This is a genomic window from Allocoleopsis sp. (assembly GCF_036703385.1).
In the GTDB taxonomy this organism is placed as follows: domain Bacteria; phylum Cyanobacteriota; class Cyanobacteriia; order Cyanobacteriales; family Coleofasciculaceae; genus Allocoleopsis.
The window spans coordinates 1-16,388 of sequence record NZ_DATNPA010000446.1 but is presented as its reverse complement, the minus strand read 5'-3'; the positions used below and the strand labels follow the sequence as shown (position 1 = coordinate 16,388).

General features: G+C 48.1%; 15 protein-coding genes, 1 tRNA gene and 1 pseudogene. 7 read left to right on the top strand and 10 right to left on the bottom strand.

Annotation, left to right across the window (positions count from 1 at the left end; translation table 11 throughout):
- A partial coding sequence (locus V6C93_RS22020) for a zinc ribbon domain-containing protein (protein WP_333478821.1) occupies positions 1–315 on the top strand: 315 nt, incomplete at its 5' end.
- Positions 316–588: 273 nt separating this feature from the next.
- Here V6C93_RS22020 and V6C93_RS22015 read toward each other — a convergent pair.
- The 4 genes from V6C93_RS22015 to V6C93_RS38400 form a co-directional block, all read right to left on the bottom strand.
- Positions 589–1,218, bottom strand: coding sequence for a hypothetical protein (locus V6C93_RS22015; RefSeq protein WP_333478820.1), 630 nt, complete (start codon positions 1,216–1,218; stop codon positions 589–591).
- Positions 1,219–1,484: 266 nt separating this feature from the next.
- Positions 1,485–3,182 (bottom strand): CHAT domain-containing protein, encoded by a 1,698-nt coding sequence (locus tag V6C93_RS22010; RefSeq protein WP_333478819.1) that lies wholly within the window; start codon positions 3,180–3,182, stop codon positions 1,485–1,487.
- A 231-nt stretch (positions 3,183–3,413) separates the two neighbouring features.
- Positions 3,414–5,855, bottom strand: coding sequence for a PP2C family serine/threonine-protein phosphatase (locus V6C93_RS22005; RefSeq protein WP_333478818.1), 2,442 nt, complete (start codon positions 5,853–5,855; stop codon positions 3,414–3,416).
- Positions 5,856–6,049: 194 nt separating this feature from the next.
- Entirely contained in the window at positions 6,050–6,274 is a 225-nt protein-coding gene (locus V6C93_RS38400; RefSeq protein ID WP_349262796.1) for a DUF6737 family protein, read from the bottom strand.
- 250 nt (positions 6,275–6,524) lie between these two features.
- Between V6C93_RS38400 and V6C93_RS21995 the strand changes: the two genes are divergently transcribed.
- Complete coding sequence (locus V6C93_RS21995; RefSeq protein ID WP_333478816.1) at positions 6,525–6,824, top strand: hypothetical protein; 300 nt, start codon at positions 6,525–6,527, stop codon at positions 6,822–6,824.
- Between the two features lie 502 nt (positions 6,825–7,326).
- Complete coding sequence (locus V6C93_RS21990) at positions 7,327–7,686, top strand: hypothetical protein (RefSeq protein WP_333478815.1); 360 nt, start codon at positions 7,327–7,329, stop codon at positions 7,684–7,686.
- A gap of 9 nt (positions 7,687–7,695) precedes the next feature.
- Here V6C93_RS21990 and V6C93_RS21985 read toward each other — a convergent pair whose 3' ends face one another.
- Positions 7,696–8,037, bottom strand: coding sequence for an NAD(P)H-quinone oxidoreductase subunit M (locus V6C93_RS21985; RefSeq protein ID WP_333478814.1), 342 nt, complete (start codon positions 8,035–8,037; stop codon positions 7,696–7,698).
- Between the two features lie 481 nt (positions 8,038–8,518).
- On the opposite strand from V6C93_RS21985, the gene V6C93_RS21980 reads away from it, so the two are divergent.
- From V6C93_RS21980 to V6C93_RS21970, 3 genes are all read left to right on the top strand, one after another.
- Positions 8,519–9,400: a hypothetical protein gene (locus tag V6C93_RS21980; RefSeq protein ID WP_333478813.1), complete on the top strand. Its 882-nt coding sequence runs from the start codon at positions 8,519–8,521 to the stop codon at positions 9,398–9,400.
- Between the two features lie 373 nt (positions 9,401–9,773).
- On the top strand, positions 9,774–11,918 hold the full coding sequence (locus tag V6C93_RS21975; protein ID WP_333478812.1) for a GAF domain-containing sensor histidine kinase: 2,145 nt from the start codon (positions 9,774–9,776) through the stop codon (positions 11,916–11,918).
- Between the two features lie 214 nt (positions 11,919–12,132).
- Positions 12,133–13,815, top strand: a complete 1,683-nt coding sequence (locus tag V6C93_RS21970; RefSeq protein WP_333478811.1) for an AarF/ABC1/UbiB kinase family protein — start codon at positions 12,133–12,135, stop codon at positions 13,813–13,815.
- 125 nt (positions 13,816–13,940) lie between these two features.
- Here the strand turns inward: V6C93_RS21970 and V6C93_RS21965 are convergent.
- The 5 genes from V6C93_RS21965 to V6C93_RS21945 form a co-directional block, all read right to left on the bottom strand.
- Positions 13,941–14,013 (bottom strand) — tRNA-Glu (locus V6C93_RS21965).
- Between the two features lie 108 nt (positions 14,014–14,121).
- Positions 14,122–14,673 carry an NYN domain-containing protein gene (locus V6C93_RS21960; protein WP_333478810.1) on the bottom strand — a complete coding sequence of 184 codons (552 nt, stop codon included), beginning with the start codon at positions 14,671–14,673 and terminating at the stop codon, positions 14,122–14,124.
- A gap of 307 nt (positions 14,674–14,980) precedes the next feature.
- Positions 14,981–15,676 (bottom strand): energy-coupling factor ABC transporter ATP-binding protein, encoded by a 696-nt coding sequence (locus V6C93_RS21955; protein ID WP_333478809.1) that lies wholly within the window; start codon positions 15,674–15,676, stop codon positions 14,981–14,983.
- Positions 15,673–15,939, bottom strand: a complete 267-nt coding sequence (locus V6C93_RS21950) for a hypothetical protein (RefSeq protein WP_333478808.1) — start codon at positions 15,937–15,939, stop codon at positions 15,673–15,675. The genes V6C93_RS21955 and V6C93_RS21950 overlap by 4 nt, the downstream gene beginning before the upstream one ends.
- Before the next feature lie 46 nt (positions 15,940–15,985).
- Positions 15,986–16,111: a hypothetical protein gene (locus V6C93_RS21945; protein ID WP_333478807.1), complete on the bottom strand. Its 126-nt coding sequence runs from the start codon at positions 16,109–16,111 to the stop codon at positions 15,986–15,988.
- Positions 16,112–16,249: 138 nt separating this feature from the next.
- Between V6C93_RS21945 and V6C93_RS21940 the strand changes: the two are divergent.
- Positions 16,250–16,388, top strand: a pseudogene (locus V6C93_RS21940) (photosystem II D2 protein (photosystem q(a) protein)); the annotation flags it as partial.

Here is a 16,388-nt window from a genome sequence, read left to right as displayed (position 1 = left end):
CTTGCATACAAGCTAGAACGTAAGGAAGGAAAGCTAGTCGAGATTGATAGATTGTTCCCCAGTTCCAAGAAGTGTTCGTGCTGTACTCACGTCGTTGATGAATTACCACTCGATATTAGAGAGTGGGATTGCCCTTGTTGTGGCGCTCATCATGACCGTGATGGCAATGCATCATTGAACATCAGAAACGAAGGCATTCGGATACTTTCTATGGGCGGAGGGAACCCCGTCCCTGCCGATGGAGACTGCGTAAGACCGAATATCCGTAAGGAGAAGGGGCAGCGGTCGATGAAGTTGGAAGCCCATCTTCACTAAAGCTCCGGTGACCCGATAGGGCAGTGTGGGTAGTTCACTCTCGTGTATTCACACTCAGTATTCAAGTAGGACAAGGTAGAAGTGCGAGGGGGGAGGGCAAGCTTACATTGAGACATTGTGGTGTTCTTACCGACACAAAAGCTCAATCCGCCAAATATTTAAGGTGCATGGCAGCAAGCGAGTGAGGGGTCTACCAAGAGAATAAAGATAAAGATAAAGAAGGGTTTCAAGCCTAAGGACTGAAAAGGAGCAACCAATCAACTGGATTCAGCGTCATGGCTGTTCCGCATTGTCGCTGGAGTTTTGCAGTTGCAAAAGAGCCGAATGGGCGACTGTCAAACTTAATCGAGCCTGTTCCATCGGCGATAACTCCGTCCACTCTACAGATCGAGCAACGCCAGAGGGAGTTTCAGCTCCTGACTCTGCTTTCCCCCGCATCGCGTAAGCCAAAGGACGAGCAAAGACCAATAGATCGTCTTCTGCCCAGTTGGGTAACAACGGTTTGACACATAGTACCAACTGCTCTGCCAAAGACATGTTGGTTGAGAAAATTTGTTGGGCTTTATGAGCGATCGCCTCTAGCCATGCCTCAGGCATCAGGGTAGCAAAGCGATCGGATAAAGACTGACGTAATTTTTCTTCAACGACCAAGTTAGACGATGACCAGCATTGGTGCAACTGGTTAAATAGCGTTTGCGACGCTTGAGTAATTTCCTCTACCTCTTGCCACTGTTCGAGTAAAAACTCTCGTTCCAATTCAGCGAAATAGGCTTCAGCCTCAGGTTCCGCCGGATTCCAGGGATAAAAATCTTCCTCTGAATGCAAGAGTGCCTCTAGTAGCTCTCCTTGTATGCTGTTCAAAGCATCCTCACAATTTTTGTATTGCATGGGTTGACCTGACATAATGACCCTCCTGTGTGGGTAGGTAGATGAATCCTGGCATTGGATAGCTACATCAGCACTCTAGAGAGTTCCGTAACATCTCATAAAATACAAGATAGCGCCTACATAGATTGGTGCAAAACCAACAATATTTTGCAGCAATGCGGTTAGCGCTCTTGAGAGTGAGATGAACTCAACGACGACTAAGCCAAGCCGATGTGGGTTTGAACGGCTCTCTAGGGCGACAGGCGCTTGAATGAGTCCCATCTATTGACTGAAGCAGCAAGTTATCCCAAAGGGTCAGAAGACGCTTCAATCAAAAATTCCAGGGTTTGACCCTGACTACTGCCAAACTTTAGCTTGATGCCTGATTGCAAAGGAACTTCCTGATGGTGGATTTTTTGCCAACTCTGAACACCATCACGTTCCCCAAGAGCCTGGTTTACTGCTCCATTACCTGGATCAGTCGGTAACAGTAGCGTGCCGTAGCGAGAGAAATCTCGCAAAAAATAGGTGGGACGAGCTTCTTTACCATTAAAATCATCGCGGCAAATGATTTCTGCATGGTGTTGGCTGACCCACTGCTCCTGAATCACTAAATCGTTCTCTTGGCGGCGTCCCACTCGCATCAGTCCACCCCGAATCCGCCAGACTTGAGTGGTGGAGCCGAGAGTGCGCAAATAAGCTACTGGGGCAGGGGTTCCAACCCAGCTGGGTGTCATACTGGGGAGCTCGGTGATTCCTTCTTCTATCGGTTTGATTAACTCGCCTTCAAACTGAGGGTGCATATAAAGCACAGGCAGAGTCCAAGCGGGTTGGTTGAACTTATAAATAGTCAACAGTTGCTGCCTTGCCACCGCTACAGCCTGGTCAATGGGCATTCGGGCAGCCAGCGCTTGGGCCAGAGTTTGAATAAATGTTAGAGCTTCTTGGTCAGCGATCGAGTCGCGCATCCCTAAAACAGCGGGAACGCCGTGATGGATCAGTACCTCGGCTAAGCTACTGCGGGGAGTCGTTTGGGAACCCACTTGGTCGGGTTGGGCACCCCAACAGGCGTTAAACACGGCTAAGGTTACCTCAGTGCGAACCAAAACTTGAGCCAGTTCTGTGCCGTTGATTACAGCATCTGATCGCAAAAACAGCAAACCTCCATCGGGTCCAGGTTCACCATGACCGGCATAAAACAGGATATTGAAAGCACCTTTTTCCAGTGCGTCGATTAGTTCTGTTGGTGTCGGTTGTAGTAGGGTTTCGACATTGCAGGCAACGGGGGCAACAAATTTTTCACTGCTGGGATTGGGTTGTCCGCAAGCTTTGAGAACGTTGGCCAAAGCGGCGGCTTCTTGTTCAAGCTGCAAACCAGCCGCTGGACGGCTTGGTTTATGACCATCCTGTCCCAGTACCAGCAAAATGTTTAAGGCTTGATTGGAGCGGGTAAAGGGCTTGAGCAAGTCAACATCGCTAGTAGTGCGGCTAAATAGCAGTTGTTGAGACAGAGAAATGGCTTGTTTCCCTGCCATTTGTTGCATAATTTCCCAGGGAAGGGGAATGAAATCGGGATCACGAATTTCCAGCCGCAGCCGCAGGGGTTTATTTTGACCAATGGCAATGCCTTGACTTTGAGCCAGTGTATTGCGTATTGGACCTTCAAACAGCCATGCCCACAAGTCAATCCCCAAACGCTGCATTAGACGGCTACTGTAACTGGTAGTCTGACCACCAGCGCTAATATCGTTCTCCGGGGGCAACGTTCGGGCAGACTGACTGGCATGATGGATCAGAGGGACATGAGGTAAACCTCGTAAGGAAAACATCTCTTGCCACGCTAACCAGGTCTGAGTCATGTTTGGAGACCAAGTCGTCTGATGAAGAACATAGCCCCCAGGATAAGGAGCTTTGAGAACCCATATAGCAAAGTTTTCTTCTCCAGCCGTTGATAGACGAGCGATCGCCAAACTAAGCAGCGGATTTTCGTTTCCAGACATTAAAAGGCCACACGAAGAGCAGCTGTATGTGTTTTTCTTTCAGTCTACCGAGTTCTTTGGCTGTGTTGAGCCTAATCCTATTTTTCGGGTCTGAAGAGTTGAAGGTTTGAAGGTTGAAGGTTGGAGGTTGAGGGTTTGAAAGTTGGAGGTTGAAGGTTGAAGGTTGGAGGTTGGAGGTTGAAGGTTTAATGCATTAAACTACATGCCTGTCAATCTTCAATTGGTCAACGTTTAGGGCGATTGAATAGCTCTGGGCGTTGGGGTCAAGGCGGGAGGAGAGGGAGAGGGAGACGCACATTCGTTGGTTGCTGTGAAATTTGGGTTAATGTGTGGCAGAACATCCGCTTCTTTAAGCCAACCAATCTGTCCCTGCTTGACGGGAACATAAGGCACAGGAGCCTGCTGCGGGTTTGCCCCCCCTGGGGATTTTCCAGCTTGGCTTTGAGGACGTTCAGCCGTAGACTTCGCTGCCTGTGGGATTTGACCCTGAGAGTGGCTCATGCCAGATGAGCAGACTTTCAATTCTACCCAGCTATTTTGCTGTTGATCTGGTGATTTGTTGATGACTTGCAAAATACTCCCCCCTGGGACGACACCGAGCGGGGTTTGGTTTTGGGGCAACCAGCCGCGTCGCAGCAAAAGCGGTACACTCTGGCGCTGGGCGTTCGTTGGGGTTGAACTGCTCACCTGAATGATGGCTCCTTGCTCTAAGGACGAAATCTCTGTGGGTGAAGCCGTTGGGTCGCCTAGGTTGGTAGAATCTGGCGATGGATTAGCTGGCAGTGGTTCGGTAGAAGGATTGGTACTAGAGGCAACTTGCCTCACGAGCGGATCGACGGATTCACTCACCCCTGGAATCAGAAAATACGCTAGCACGCCACCCATTCCCAGCAGGACGAAGATACCTAGCAACAGCCCCCACGGACGCCGACCGGAGCCTGCGGATGGCAGCTGCTGCGTTTTCATCAGTGAAGGAGCAGCCGTAGGGAGGGTTGTTCCTCCTCCAGTTGAGAGGGTAGGAACAGACATCTGTGATAATGACACTTGTGCTGGTTGTGTCTCTTTTGAGGAATTCACTTTGCAGTGGATCAGAGCAATCGTGGCATTATCATGTCCATTCTGTGTATTGGCAATCTCAATCAGTCGTCCTCCTGCGGTCGGTAAATCAACTCGACCTTCCAGAAGGGGCAGAATTTCGGTTTGCCAGTATTGTTCTACCCGGTCATAGTCACTGAGCCCATCCGAGCAAAGCAGAAAAACACTGTCTTCGTCCAAGACAAAGCGCTGTACAGTCGGATGAAGGGTGGCGGAGGGAGCCATACCTAAGGCTTGAACCAGAGAGCCTGCTGTGGGCTGTTGCACAGCATTGCGGTATAGGGCGTAGCCGAGCCGCACCTCTCTAGAGGCTAAATCGTCATCCAGGGTGACTTGGTGACAGTTATGGCGAGTCACCCAGTAGACTCGACTATCTCCCACATGGGTGATGTACATTTCATGAGCAGCGGTTCGAGCCATGACTAGTGTTGTACCCATCCGTTGGCGATCGGAGCGGTGTTCGGTGTCGTTTTGCTGACTAATGATGTCATTAGCTGCACAGGCCGCTTGTTCTAATTCCAGCGTTAGGGTTGTTGGGTTCCAGTTCTCTGGGTCGTTCGGGAGCTTTTCGACTTGTTCCCGGAGAGTGTTAATGGCTAAATGAGAGGCCACCTCACCGCCTTCATGTCCGCCAATACCATCACAAACGATCGCTAATGCACCAGCACCGTTTGGGGGTCTGAGCAACTGCCCAGCGGGTGGATAGCAGGCATCTTCATTGTGGGGACGACTAGGGCCTGAATCCGTGCGAGTGAAAATTTGATAAGTGCGAATTTGCGATCGCCCACATTCTTTGAGAGCTCGATCCAGCAGCGCCACAAGCTGCTCGGATTTCTGAATCTGTCCTTTGCTCAACTGAGTACAGATCTGTTGCAAAAAGCTACTAATGCTCGGTGATGCGCCTGATAGCCATTGTGACCACAAACTACCCAACTGTTGCAGGGTCGGTGCTGACTTTGTATCGAGCTGCAATTCCAACAGGCGAACGACTGAGCCTTCTACCCGCAAGAGAGTAGGGGAGAGCAAACTAGAAGCCACCCCTTCACTACTCAAGGGTTGCCAGAGTACCGCCAACTGCCACAGCCAATTTAACTGGCGCATCGCTGAGGCATCTTTCCAGACGCTGCTCAGTTCGGGTAATAGCTGTCCTTCAACTGGGCGTGCCTCTTTTCCCCGTCGAGCTTCCCGTCCAGTGACACTCATGTAGAGCGGTGCGTCTTCGAGGAGCCAGATTTCTGAGCGACTGCGTCCATTTATGGATATCAGACGCCCATACAGTTGGGGAATGTGTAATGCATAGGGCGCAAGCCTCAGATAGGGCGTCAAGCTGGGAGGAATGTCAAGGGGAGTTTCGGGTGGTATACCAGGCTGAGTATCTAAAAGAACTCGCGAGTGTACTAGTACATAGCGCCCTGCGATCGCGTCTTCGGGTTTCAAAGAGTCTATCCCCTGACCAATCGCCCATAGGTAGCGTCTCAACAGCGGCGTGCGACATTGCTGGCAGAACTTATTACTCTGTGGGTTGGGAGCCTGACAGCGAATGTTAGAGCAGTGAATCGTGGCCGCCGGATTTTCCATGAAAATTCTTCGCTACATTCAGCCGATGATGATTTGGGCTACAAGTCTCACCTCATAATGGCAGGAATTTGACTCCGCGTTTTGACGTGTCTTGCGCAAGCGTATTGATTACCGATTGTAGCCTCTGAATCTAGCGTGGGTTTATGCGCTTGCGATCGATCTCTGCCCTAGGGAATAAAAACTTGCGTCGATTGCTAATAATTGTCTGATCTACCACTTTCCCTGAACAGCCCAGGCCAGATCAGTAAAAAAAATGTCCACCAAACTAAAATTGGCAGGGTAACGAGGACTGTGACCCAGACAGTTTTGACCAATGCCCAACTACTAGCGATGATCATTGTTCCGGTCAGCAAGATTGACCAAGGCTGACACCACCAGGGTTTATAACTCCAAGGGTCTAAAGGCTTCTGTTCAGACAAGATGGGACAAACTGTTGCAGTTTGACATGCTACAGCCGCCCATTCTAACAACGATAACTGTTGAAGGTAAAGGCAAGAGGAGTAAGGCGTCAGTTCAGTTGTAGAGACTGATGCTGCGGTTTGAGAGGAGACGCAGCCGACTCCTGAACAGTCGAGACCTTTATTTTGGAACATTACCTGCTCAATCGTCCGGTTCACCGCTGATCACCACAATTTAATCAGTTCGCACTTTCCCATCACTAAAATCACCATGCCCCAACCTGATGCCGATCGCTCCAATGAACCAACCTTTGCTGACTTCAACACAGCGGCTTCCGTTGAAATGAAGCAGCTAATCGCCAAGCTTCAGCAGTCCCACGACCTGCGCTACAAACTGATTAACTTGGAAACTTGGGCTCTTGCGTCAACGATGGATAATTTTCTTCCAGGTTTTTGGAGTCGCTTTTTGGAAAATCGTCGTACAGCGCTTCAGCAATTTCTGAAGCGGAAGCGAACCGATAACTCCCAAGTAGCGGATTCTGAATCGTCCTCTTCTACTGAGCCAAAATGACACAAAAGGGATAGGACTTGGGCAGAGTAGGCGCTTAGGGAAATTGATTAACCATTCAGGAACTAACTCCAGTACCCTATTCCTTTCCCCCGTACTCCCTGTCGGTGAAAACTAGGAAACTGGAGGTCGAACATTCAAAAAGCAGTTGGCTGTTATTTTTTACAGGCTTACCTCTCTTTTTGTCAATATCTTTTTAGTCGTAATTACTGCATCGACAAGATAGGGCAAGAGGCTTAAGGCCACGTCAACGAAAGGCTGAAGTATGAACTAGGAACTATAAACTATGAAGTTTCCGCATCTTTGAACTTCATCCTGTTGTACTCTCACCTAAGGCTCAGAGCGGAGTTGAGGTATGAAATCGATTACTTTTTGGCTTCATCCTTCATCCTTCACACTGCAAGCTTCTTGAGTCAATTACCCCCACAGAAAGAGGATATTATGAGCTTTTCTTTCTTAACATCAACTTGGAATTATCAATTGTTTAAAACCTTAGGAGTTTTTTATGAATAAGCAAGAAAAAACCAATATCAATGCTTCTGACAAGTCTGCTGAGCGGACGGATCGAGCTACTCAAGATATAGGACTTTCTCCAGATAAGCCAGAAAAACCTCGTGCTAATGATGTTGTCAATCCGGGCGATAAGATCGACCCATCAGCTCAAACAATAGAAGACAAAGCACAGCAAGTCGCCGTTGATGCTCCTGACATCACTGGCGACCATATTAAGGTTCCCACCTACTTTATCGTTGACGAACCGGAAGGGGAGCAAAAAGCTTTGCACCACGTTAAGGATGCAGAAGAAATTTCTGATGTGATTCGCCAAGCACGCACTGACGAAGAGGGAAATCGTACTTGGCGGTAGTCTATAAGACTATCCAGCCTGAGGAGCTACTTGCGACAGTCCCATGCTGTAGTTGACTACTCGACTCTCAAGGTTATAACTGATTTCACCGCTCTGCAAAAGCGATCGCATAAGATGCTCTAAGTCAGAACCAATGCGGCGCAGGTTGTATTCTGTTAAATCTGCCCCGCTGTAAGATTCCACCAGCTCATCAAACTGGCGATACACCTTTTGCAGAGCATCTTCATTCCAATTAAATTCATTGTCGGGGTCAACGTCCAAGGTTAAAACGTTTTGAGACTCTATCAATTCATTGTTTTCAACTTCAGCCGTATAGATGCGAATGTGACGCGTCGTGCACTTCAGCAGCATGGACACTCTCCTAATGGCGCTCATTTATTTTTAAACTAATTGTAAACATACATAAACACATCTGCTCAGACTGCACTCAGGTGATTTCCCTCTAATTGGCACATCTGGACGGGCAAGGTTCCGAGCCCAGAAGAAACAAGCTAAACACTAACTGGAACATTAAAGCAAGGACAGCTTACTACTCTCTAGACACCAACTGCCTTTAAAGCCATCGGCGCGTGTTGGCAGAATGACACACAGCTAAAATGAGCTCTAGGAATGATAAGTTAAAAGCTTATCTTCGTTCTCCCAAGAAAATAAGTGTCAGGAATCTCTTTGAGCAAGAGGTGGGGGCAATTCTGTCATGGCGAACTGTCCGCCTATCTCTAGCTCCGTTGCCTTCCTTTCTAGCCTCTATGTCAGTCAAGAGGTAAACCAAGGGTGCAATAGGCCGATTGAGGCTGATACTCTATATAAAAAAGTCAGGCAGAGCAACCAATCCATGGTTCTAAAAAACATGCGCGATCCAATGGATGACATCGCTCAACAAGCTCGCCAGGGTAGCGTTGCGGCGATCATTCAAACGTTGAATGAACAGCTAGCAGATGCGGGCGTCAGAACCCGTGCCGTCTTGGCGGACGGCATCCTGCAACTTTTGTGTGAGGCAGCAATACCTGAGCAACTTGAGCAACCTGTAATGGTGGCAAAAATCAAGCAGATTCTTGAAGAAATCTCACCTCGTAACATTCGTCGCGTCAAAATCAACAGTCGAATCGTGCGAGAGCAACAATTGCTCTGGTTAGAAGAAATTAGCCGCGATCCAGATAATCAGTTGCTTTGGTCTGAAGATATCATTCTTGCTAAGCCGAATCTGTTCAAGCAACTACTGGAGAGTCGTAAGAATCACCCAACGGCCTACAGAAAAAAGTCCACATTGCTCAAGAGTCATTCGCGTTACCTCAAAGAAAAAAATCCTTACTGGCACGGCATTTATAGCGGTGTTGGTTTGAGCATACTCCTGTTATTAGTGGGTTGGTTCCTCCACGAAGGGTTGGCTCCAAAACCGAATGCCGAGAAAACATATCAACGGATCAATCCGAACACTAACTCATTGCCGAAGTCAGCAACTCCCCGGATATCGTCTCCTAGATCCGATCCATTTGTAGACGCTGTTCGGCTCGCTGAGCAAGCTTCTGTAGCGGGTAAAACCGTTAAAACTTCAGCTCAGTGGTTGGATCTGGCAGCCAAGTGGGAACGGGCTTCTGATTTAATGAAGGCGGTGAAGCCCGATGACCAGCGCTACAAAACCGCTCAAGACCGGATGAAGCTGTATCGCCAAAATAGCGAGATGGCTCAAAAGCAAGCCGCCCAAAGGCGCTCATAGTGCCTGCTGTGCCAAAAAGTCTGAGCTTCTGGTCAAAAGCTCTCCAAACTGGGAACACTAGCGGTAACGAGATCACTTTTTCAAGAGTAGGTCTGGCTAAGGTCGGGTATGTATGAAGTCTACTGCGTTAATGGAGAAACAAGGTATTGGGGTCTGGGAAGGGATGAACGAGGACGTATAAAGGATGGAAATTGGGCAAACGGTGAGGAGACTAGCTTCAAACCCTTTTTTAGCGTTTATGCCTTGAGCTTTTAGCCTTTTTCTGATCTTCGATGCCTGACTATCTAAAGCCTTGACTTCTCCTATGTTCTCAGGCTTGGTTTTTTATACTCTACCGAAAAAGCTTCTTTAATAAGAGTTATGAACAAGCCTCATGGATACAGAACGCGTGATGTCCTCGCACAATCGTCGGTTTCACAGCCGCTCGTGTGCTAACCCGCCCCGCCGCGTTAATACTAACGCCACCTCCCTCGAAAATGATTCGACTTCATATCTGTCCGCCCCGATTGAACCAGTTTTTACCCAGGAGCAAAAGGGTTCTCTGATGCAGTACACAACCCAGTCCGCTCAGATCGGGCAACAAATTACCCAAATCATTCTAAACAGTCCAGATCCGCAAACACTCCTGGCGAGAGTTGCGAAGGCTTTAGGAGACATTTTTCAGGTGGATGCCTGCTTAATTGTCGTGTTAGCCAAGCAGGGCGATCGCATTATCCCTAATCCTGTTGCAACGCCTCAAATGGCCTTATGGTGTGCGGATGGCTTTCCCTCCCTCTCTGTGAGCGATCGCTCACGACTACTGGAACACCCCATACTTACGGCTGACTGGGAAAGTTCGGAACCTTTAGCAATTCCGGATCTACAGGCATCGGAGGCGGAGTCTACCGTTGGTCGGTACTCACAACCGCTACCCTTTAGAGCCGTTTTGAAAATCCACACCTGGTTCCAGTCTTGTGTAAATGGGGTAATTGTCCTAGGGCGATCGCAACCTCACGAATGGACAACACCCGAAAAAGACCTGTTAACCATTGTGGCGGAATCAGTCGCCGTCGCGCTTTCGCAGCTTCAACTTACTCGGCAAGTACAGCGCTTCGCTCATGCTCAGACCCTCCTCAATCAGTTGAGTCTGGCGATGCACAGCACTGATAATCTCAATGAAATTTTCCAGATGACGATCTCCTCTACAGCTCAAGCTCTTCAGGTTGATCGGGGTCTGCTTCTTCTGTTGAGCTACAGCAATCCTCTGTCTGAAAGCCGACCTTCACAGCACCTCCCGCAAACCCAGGTAACAGTAGCAGGTGAGTGGTTAGCTCCCACAGCGGAGCGAGCAACTGCCTCAAGCGACAGCATTTCTCCCCTGTTCAAGCAATCCTTCTGGCTCTCCGAGTCTTGCTTGTGCCAACAAGCGTATAGAGATGCTCCAGCGCCAATGCTCATTTCTGACTGTCGAGAATCTTGTGCGATTGACCTTCAAACAGAGAGTCTCTCAATCTTTGAGCGAGACTTGATGCCAGCCTTACTTATGGTTCCCCTGCTTGGAACACCCAGTAATACACCTGTAGCTGCAACTGTGTTGGGTTTTTTGGTGTTGCAGCATTGTCAACCTCGCTACTGGCACACCGATGAATTAGAGTTTGTTGAAGGGATCAGTGCCCAGGTTAGTGCTGTCATTATTCAGCATCAAACCTTACGGCAAGTGCAATCCCTGGTTGAAGAGCGTACCGGCCAGTTGCAGCACAGTTTAGAAATTCAGGCTCAGTTATACGAAAAGACTCGCCAGCAGATTGACCAGCTACAGCAATTAAATCAGCTCAAGGAAGAATTCATGAGTACGATGAGTCATGAGCTGCGGACGCCTTTAACTACGATGAGTTTGGCGATTCGGATGTTGCGTCAACCGACACTTCCACCCGAGCGTCGCCAGAAGTATATGGAAATCCTTGAACAGGAGTGTAATAAAGAAATTGAATTAATCAACGACTTATTGAGCCTACAGCAGTTAGAAGCTGATCAAGCCTCTATCCAACCCCAAAAAATTGACCTGATGCTGCTGATCGATCAATTAGCTCAGTCTTTTGAAGAGAAATGGGCCAATAAAAGGTTAACCTTGAAGATAGAAAGCCCCGTGCGTTCACTCAGACTCAATACCGATCCGGATAGCTTGAATCGTATCCTACTGGAACTCTTGACCAATGCGGGCAAGTATTCCGACCCAGACACTACGGTTCATTTACAAGTGACTCACCAAGCCCAACATCAGGCGAATCAAGTGGTTCTGACCTTGAGTAACACTGGCCCCGGTATCTCACCCGCAGACCTAGACCATATTTTTGATAAATTTCGTCGCGGTCGAGGTGTTACCCAAAACGCTGTTCAAGGCACTGGGCTAGGTTTGGCTTTGGTCAAGTGCTTAGTGCAGCATCTCAACGGTACGATTGAGGTGTCTAGCGGCTCTCTGGGAAATTCTCAACGTTGTCTGACCTGTTTTACCCTTTCCTTGCCCCAGTTGCAACAGTAGGCTTAAGGTTGACTGAAGTTAACTTCTATTGTTGATCAGTAAAAAAAAGGAGCCAGTCACTGCTAACACATCCTGAAATACTCATTACCTTAGTGAACTGCGCTGGGCACAGCGCCTTTAGCGCTACGGGGCGTATCCCAGGCATCGAAAACGACCCCTTAAGACACTCGTCGTTGGCATACTGGCGGGGTACCGACTGAAAATTGTCAACAGTATGCTTACCCCCACTGCATCCAAGCCACTACGCTGGCAACGACCAAGATATTCACCGCTGGCACGCCAGATTGACATTTTTGCTTCGGCCTCGAAGTTGATGTTTTATTTGTGGTGGGACAAAATTGTTGCCAGAAACTCCCCTCATCATCGAAATCGTCGTGCGCAGTGGTTAGTCGGAACGCTGCTCGATTTAGGCCCGACGTTTATTAAAATTGGACAAGCTTTATCCACCCGTGCCGATTTGTTGCCCAGAGAGTATGTGCAGGCGCTGGGGCAATTACAGGATCGGATACCCCCCTTTAATAGTGCCGAAGCGATCGCAGTCATTGAATCTGAACTCGGCAACTCAATCCATACCCTATATCGAGACTTTGACCACTATCCTCTCGCCTCTGCTAGCTTAGGGCAAGTCCATAAAGCGCGACTGCACACAGGAGAAGATGTTGTCGTTAAAGTGCAGCGTCCAGGATTAGAAAGACTTTTTAACCTAGATTTTGCAGTTCTAAATCGATTGGTGAGTTTTTTGGGGTGGTTAGCTCCCTCGACCAGAAAGTATGATTTAGAGGCCATTTACCACGAATTTTTCGGGCTTCTCTATAAAGAAGTTGACTACATCCACGAGGGTAAAAATGCCGATCAGTTTCGCGAAAACTTTAAAGACTATCCTCGTGTGATCGTACCAAAAATTTATTGGCGATACAGTACGAAAAAGGTTCTCACCCTAGAGTATCTTCCCGGCATCAAAATTGATGACCGTCAGACGATGGAAGCGTGCGGTCTTAATCCTAAAGAAATCATCCAGCTTGGTATCTGTTGTTATCTTAAGCAGTTATTACAAGACGGCTTTTTTCAGTCTGACCCCCATCCCGGTAATATGGCAGTGAGTCAAGAGGGTCACCTGATTTTCTACGATTTTGGCACGATGACCGAGGTGAAACCGATCGCCAAAGACCAAATGGTCAAAACCTTTTTCGCCATCTTGAGAAAGGATACCGAGGAAGTCATTAATACCTTGACTTACATGGGTTTAATTGAACCTGTGCAAGATATGACCCCAGTTAGGCGGTTAATTGCTTTTACGTTAGAGAAGTTCAGGGAAAAGCCTGTAGAACTCCAAGCTTTTGATCAAATGCGTAGCGAAGTTTACTCGATGTTTGAGCAGCAACCCTTTCGTCTACCTGCGCAGATGACATTTATTTTAAAGTCTATAACGACGCTTGATGGTATTGCCCGTACCCTCGATCCAGAATATAACCTCTTATCGGCTAGTAAGCCTTTTATTCAAAGCCTCACAGTCTCAAAGGAAGGGCGGGGAAATGTTGTAGGAGAGCTAGCAAGGCAAGCCAGAAACTTTATTCAATATAAATTGAGGCAGCCTAACGCTACTGAACTGTTAATTAAACGCTTAGAAGAACGGATTGAACAGGGCGAACTCCAATTGAATGTCCGTACAATTGAAAGCGATCGCGCCCTCAAACGGATTAATCTAGCCCTCAAAAGCTTGATTTATGCCTGTTTGGCTGGCTTTGCCTTACTATCCGCTGCGATACTACTGGTAGGGTCTTACCCTAACTGGGCGATCGCTGCTTTTGCCTTTTCTGGATTCTGGCTCTTAATCTTGCTGCGCTCTTTAACGAAATTAGCGGTTAGGGAAAGACTTGACAAACTCACTGAAAAGTAGCGGCTATTCTCTCCGTTGTCACCTTTACAGACCACCCTGAATCATCTTTATACAACTCTAGAAGCCAAAAAACATAAGCCTAATAAGAATTTTTAAGCTCATGCCTTTTAGCTTTAATTTTTTAATACCCCCAAGGGAATTCGAATCCCTGTCGCCTCCGTGAAAGGGAGGTGTCCTAGGCCTCTAGACGATGGGGGCTTGTTTTCTGAACCTTTATTAAGATAACTAAGATTACTGGGTCTGTCAACTACCTTCTGCAAATTTAGAAGGATTTACGGCAAAGCAGTCCTTTCCTGAAGAGCCAACTCACCGGGCACCCTTACGCCATTGGGCTAAACGCTGTTGAGCGTTAGCATCCAGAGAATTGAATAAAAAACGACCATTCGATTGTTTTTGCGGGCGATGTTTACGACGTGCTCGTCGAGCCGCGAATTCAACATCGCTAGCCAACTGCTGGGATGACATCCATTCCGCCCCGTATCCTATGACCGTCAACTGCTGCGCCCGATCTGAGGTCGCGACAATCACCCGCTTGCCTGAGCGATAAAGATGACAGTGATGAAATGAGGCACAGAATTTTTCGATGTAAGTGTCGGCTGTCTGTCCAAAATCTGTGTAGTAAACAGACAAATGAGTCGTGAATACTTCACAGTAAATCGGTGTGTTTTGAGAATGAGCATCAAAGACAACCTGAGTTTCGTAGCCCTGAAAGGCACTGTAGTTCACTAACGCCTCAATTAATTCATGGCGAGCTGCCTCCAGCCCATCATGATCGCGAACCTGTTTTAGGTTCGACCAAGAGCCAATGATGTTGTAGCCATCAACCAGTAAAACAGCCTGGGGTGAAGGACGGGACATTATTCAAGGCCAGTATTTTTTTATTTGAATCTTGATATGAAATCATCATTTTAACAATAGTTAATAAAAATTGGGTAAAAAAGCCTCCTGCTCAGGGCTTCTCAATAAAAATGGGGACTGGTCACGTCTGTCCAATCCCCATCGGGTGAAGTCTTCGCTGCTAATTCGAGATATCAGCTCTAGTTATCACGGGGGAATTAAGAGCCCAAGTTAAAGAGCGATAAGTAACCGGACAGAATTAATTACATACTGATTCCTTGCTGTACAAAGTTTTCAGCCCATTTTTTGTGTAATTAATTACGTCTAACTACTTATTTGACGCTTGCATGATTCGTTGCTTCAGGCGTTCTGGCTCACCTTTATCAACAACCTGACCTTGTTCTAATAAGAAGGCTCCGTCGCAGTAATTCAGCTCATCTAGGCGATGAGTGACCCAGAGTGCAGTAAGTCCACGGCTTTTAACCAGCTTGCGGACTTGTGCTACTAAATCCAACTGAGTATCTGGATCAAGCAGAGCTGTGGGTTCATCCAGGAGCAGGACTTCGCAACGACGTGCGATCGCACCAGCAATGGCAATCCGTTGCTTCTGACCGCCACTTAGAGCGTAGATTGGGCGTCTCTGTAAATCTAGAAGATTAACAGCCGCTAACGCCTCTCTGACTCTGGCCCTTATTTGATCGGGAGAAAGCTTTTCTTCGACCAAGCCAAAGGCAACATCTGCCCCCACAGTCGGCATAACTAGCTGATGGTCAGGGTTCTGGAAAACAAAGCCCACAGGCTGCATAATCTGCATCTCACCCGACTGAGGCTGCAATAGCCCTACCAGTAATCTGAGTAACGTGGATTTGCCGCTGCCATTCGTCCCCAAGAGCATCCAGAATTCGCCCTTTGGCACCTCCAGAGAGCAAGATTGTAAAACGGGTGTTCCTTGAGGCCAGTTGAAGCAAAGATCCCGCACCCGAATAGCTGATTCAGCGCTGGTGTCAGTTGCCGATGTCTTCATTCAGCCACGGCAAAGAAACCAGGTACGCGCCCCCCTCCAGCTGCACCGGATTTCTGAGAGATCATGACCGCACTGATCTGATCGCTGAGAACGCCAATTTTTTTCTCCGGCTGATGATCACAGGTCAGTTCCAGTAACTGAGCGCTGCCGGTACGCATGGCTTTGGTAATTTCCTGGTAAGTCGCTTCTGCCGCTTCTGCTGACTTGCGTTGCACAGACAATGGGACAGGGGTAGTTTTCAATGTCAAATCAATGGTGAACATGCGGGGTCAAGTGTTAAGCATTCCGTACATAACTTTCTTTACCATCTTAGACACCGAACCGCACGGTCGTGAGAATTGAGGAGAACTCTGGCTTTCCTAGGTACATGGAACTGGCACAGACCAGTTTTTTCAGAGCCGTCACTTCAACAGTGGCAAATTCTGAATGTTTCACCTAATATATGGAATATAGTAAAGAAAAGTAAATTTTTCTGAGAGCCCAACCCATTATCTGCTTATTCAACATAAGCAGTCCAATTCGTGGGGAAGCCGCTTTTCTTTCGTCTTTATAAATACATTGGAGATTCTTGCTATGACAATAGCAGTCGGACGCGCAGCAAGTACAAGAGGATGGTTTGACGTCCTCGATGACTGGCTCAAGCGCGATCGCTTCGTCTTCGTCGGCTGGTCTGGCCTGCTACTGTTCCCTTGCGCCTACCTCGCGCTAGGGG

Bases quoted from the DNA above. Each gene is read 5' to 3' on its own strand.
- V6C93_RS22010 (WP_333478819.1), bottom strand. From the start codon at position 3,182: ATGTCTGGAAACGAAAATCCGCTGCTTAGTTTGGCGATCGCTCGTCTA.
- V6C93_RS21960 (WP_333478810.1), bottom strand. From the start codon at position 14,673: ATGTCCCGTCCTTCACCCCAGGCTGTTTTACTGGTTGATGGCTACAAC.
- V6C93_RS21955 (WP_333478809.1), bottom strand. From the start codon at position 15,676: ATGAAGACATCGGCAACTGACACCAGCGCTGAATCAGCTATTCGGGTG.
- V6C93_RS21985 (WP_333478814.1), bottom strand. From the start codon at position 8,037: ATGCTGCTGAAGTGCACGACGCGTCACATTCGCATCTATACGGCTGAA.
- V6C93_RS21990 (WP_333478815.1), top strand. From the start codon at position 7,327: ATGAATAAGCAAGAAAAAACCAATATCAATGCTTCTGACAAGTCTGCT.
- V6C93_RS21975 (WP_333478812.1), top strand. From the start codon at position 9,774: ATGGATACAGAACGCGTGATGTCCTCGCACAATCGTCGGTTTCACAGC.
- V6C93_RS21995 (WP_333478816.1), top strand. From the start codon at position 6,525: ATGCCCCAACCTGATGCCGATCGCTCCAATGAACCAACCTTTGCTGAC.
- V6C93_RS21950 (WP_333478808.1), bottom strand. From the start codon at position 15,939: ATGTTCACCATTGATTTGACATTGAAAACTACCCCTGTCCCATTGTCT.
- V6C93_RS21980 (WP_333478813.1), top strand. From the start codon at position 8,519: ATGGTTCTAAAAAACATGCGCGATCCAATGGATGACATCGCTCAACAA.
- V6C93_RS22005 (WP_333478818.1), bottom strand. From the start codon at position 5,855: ATGGAAAATCCGGCGGCCACGATTCACTGCTCTAACATTCGCTGTCAG.
- V6C93_RS22015 (WP_333478820.1), bottom strand. From the start codon at position 1,218: ATGTCAGGTCAACCCATGCAATACAAAAATTGTGAGGATGCTTTGAAC.
- V6C93_RS21970 (WP_333478811.1), top strand. From the start codon at position 12,133: ATGCTTACCCCCACTGCATCCAAGCCACTACGCTGGCAACGACCAAGA.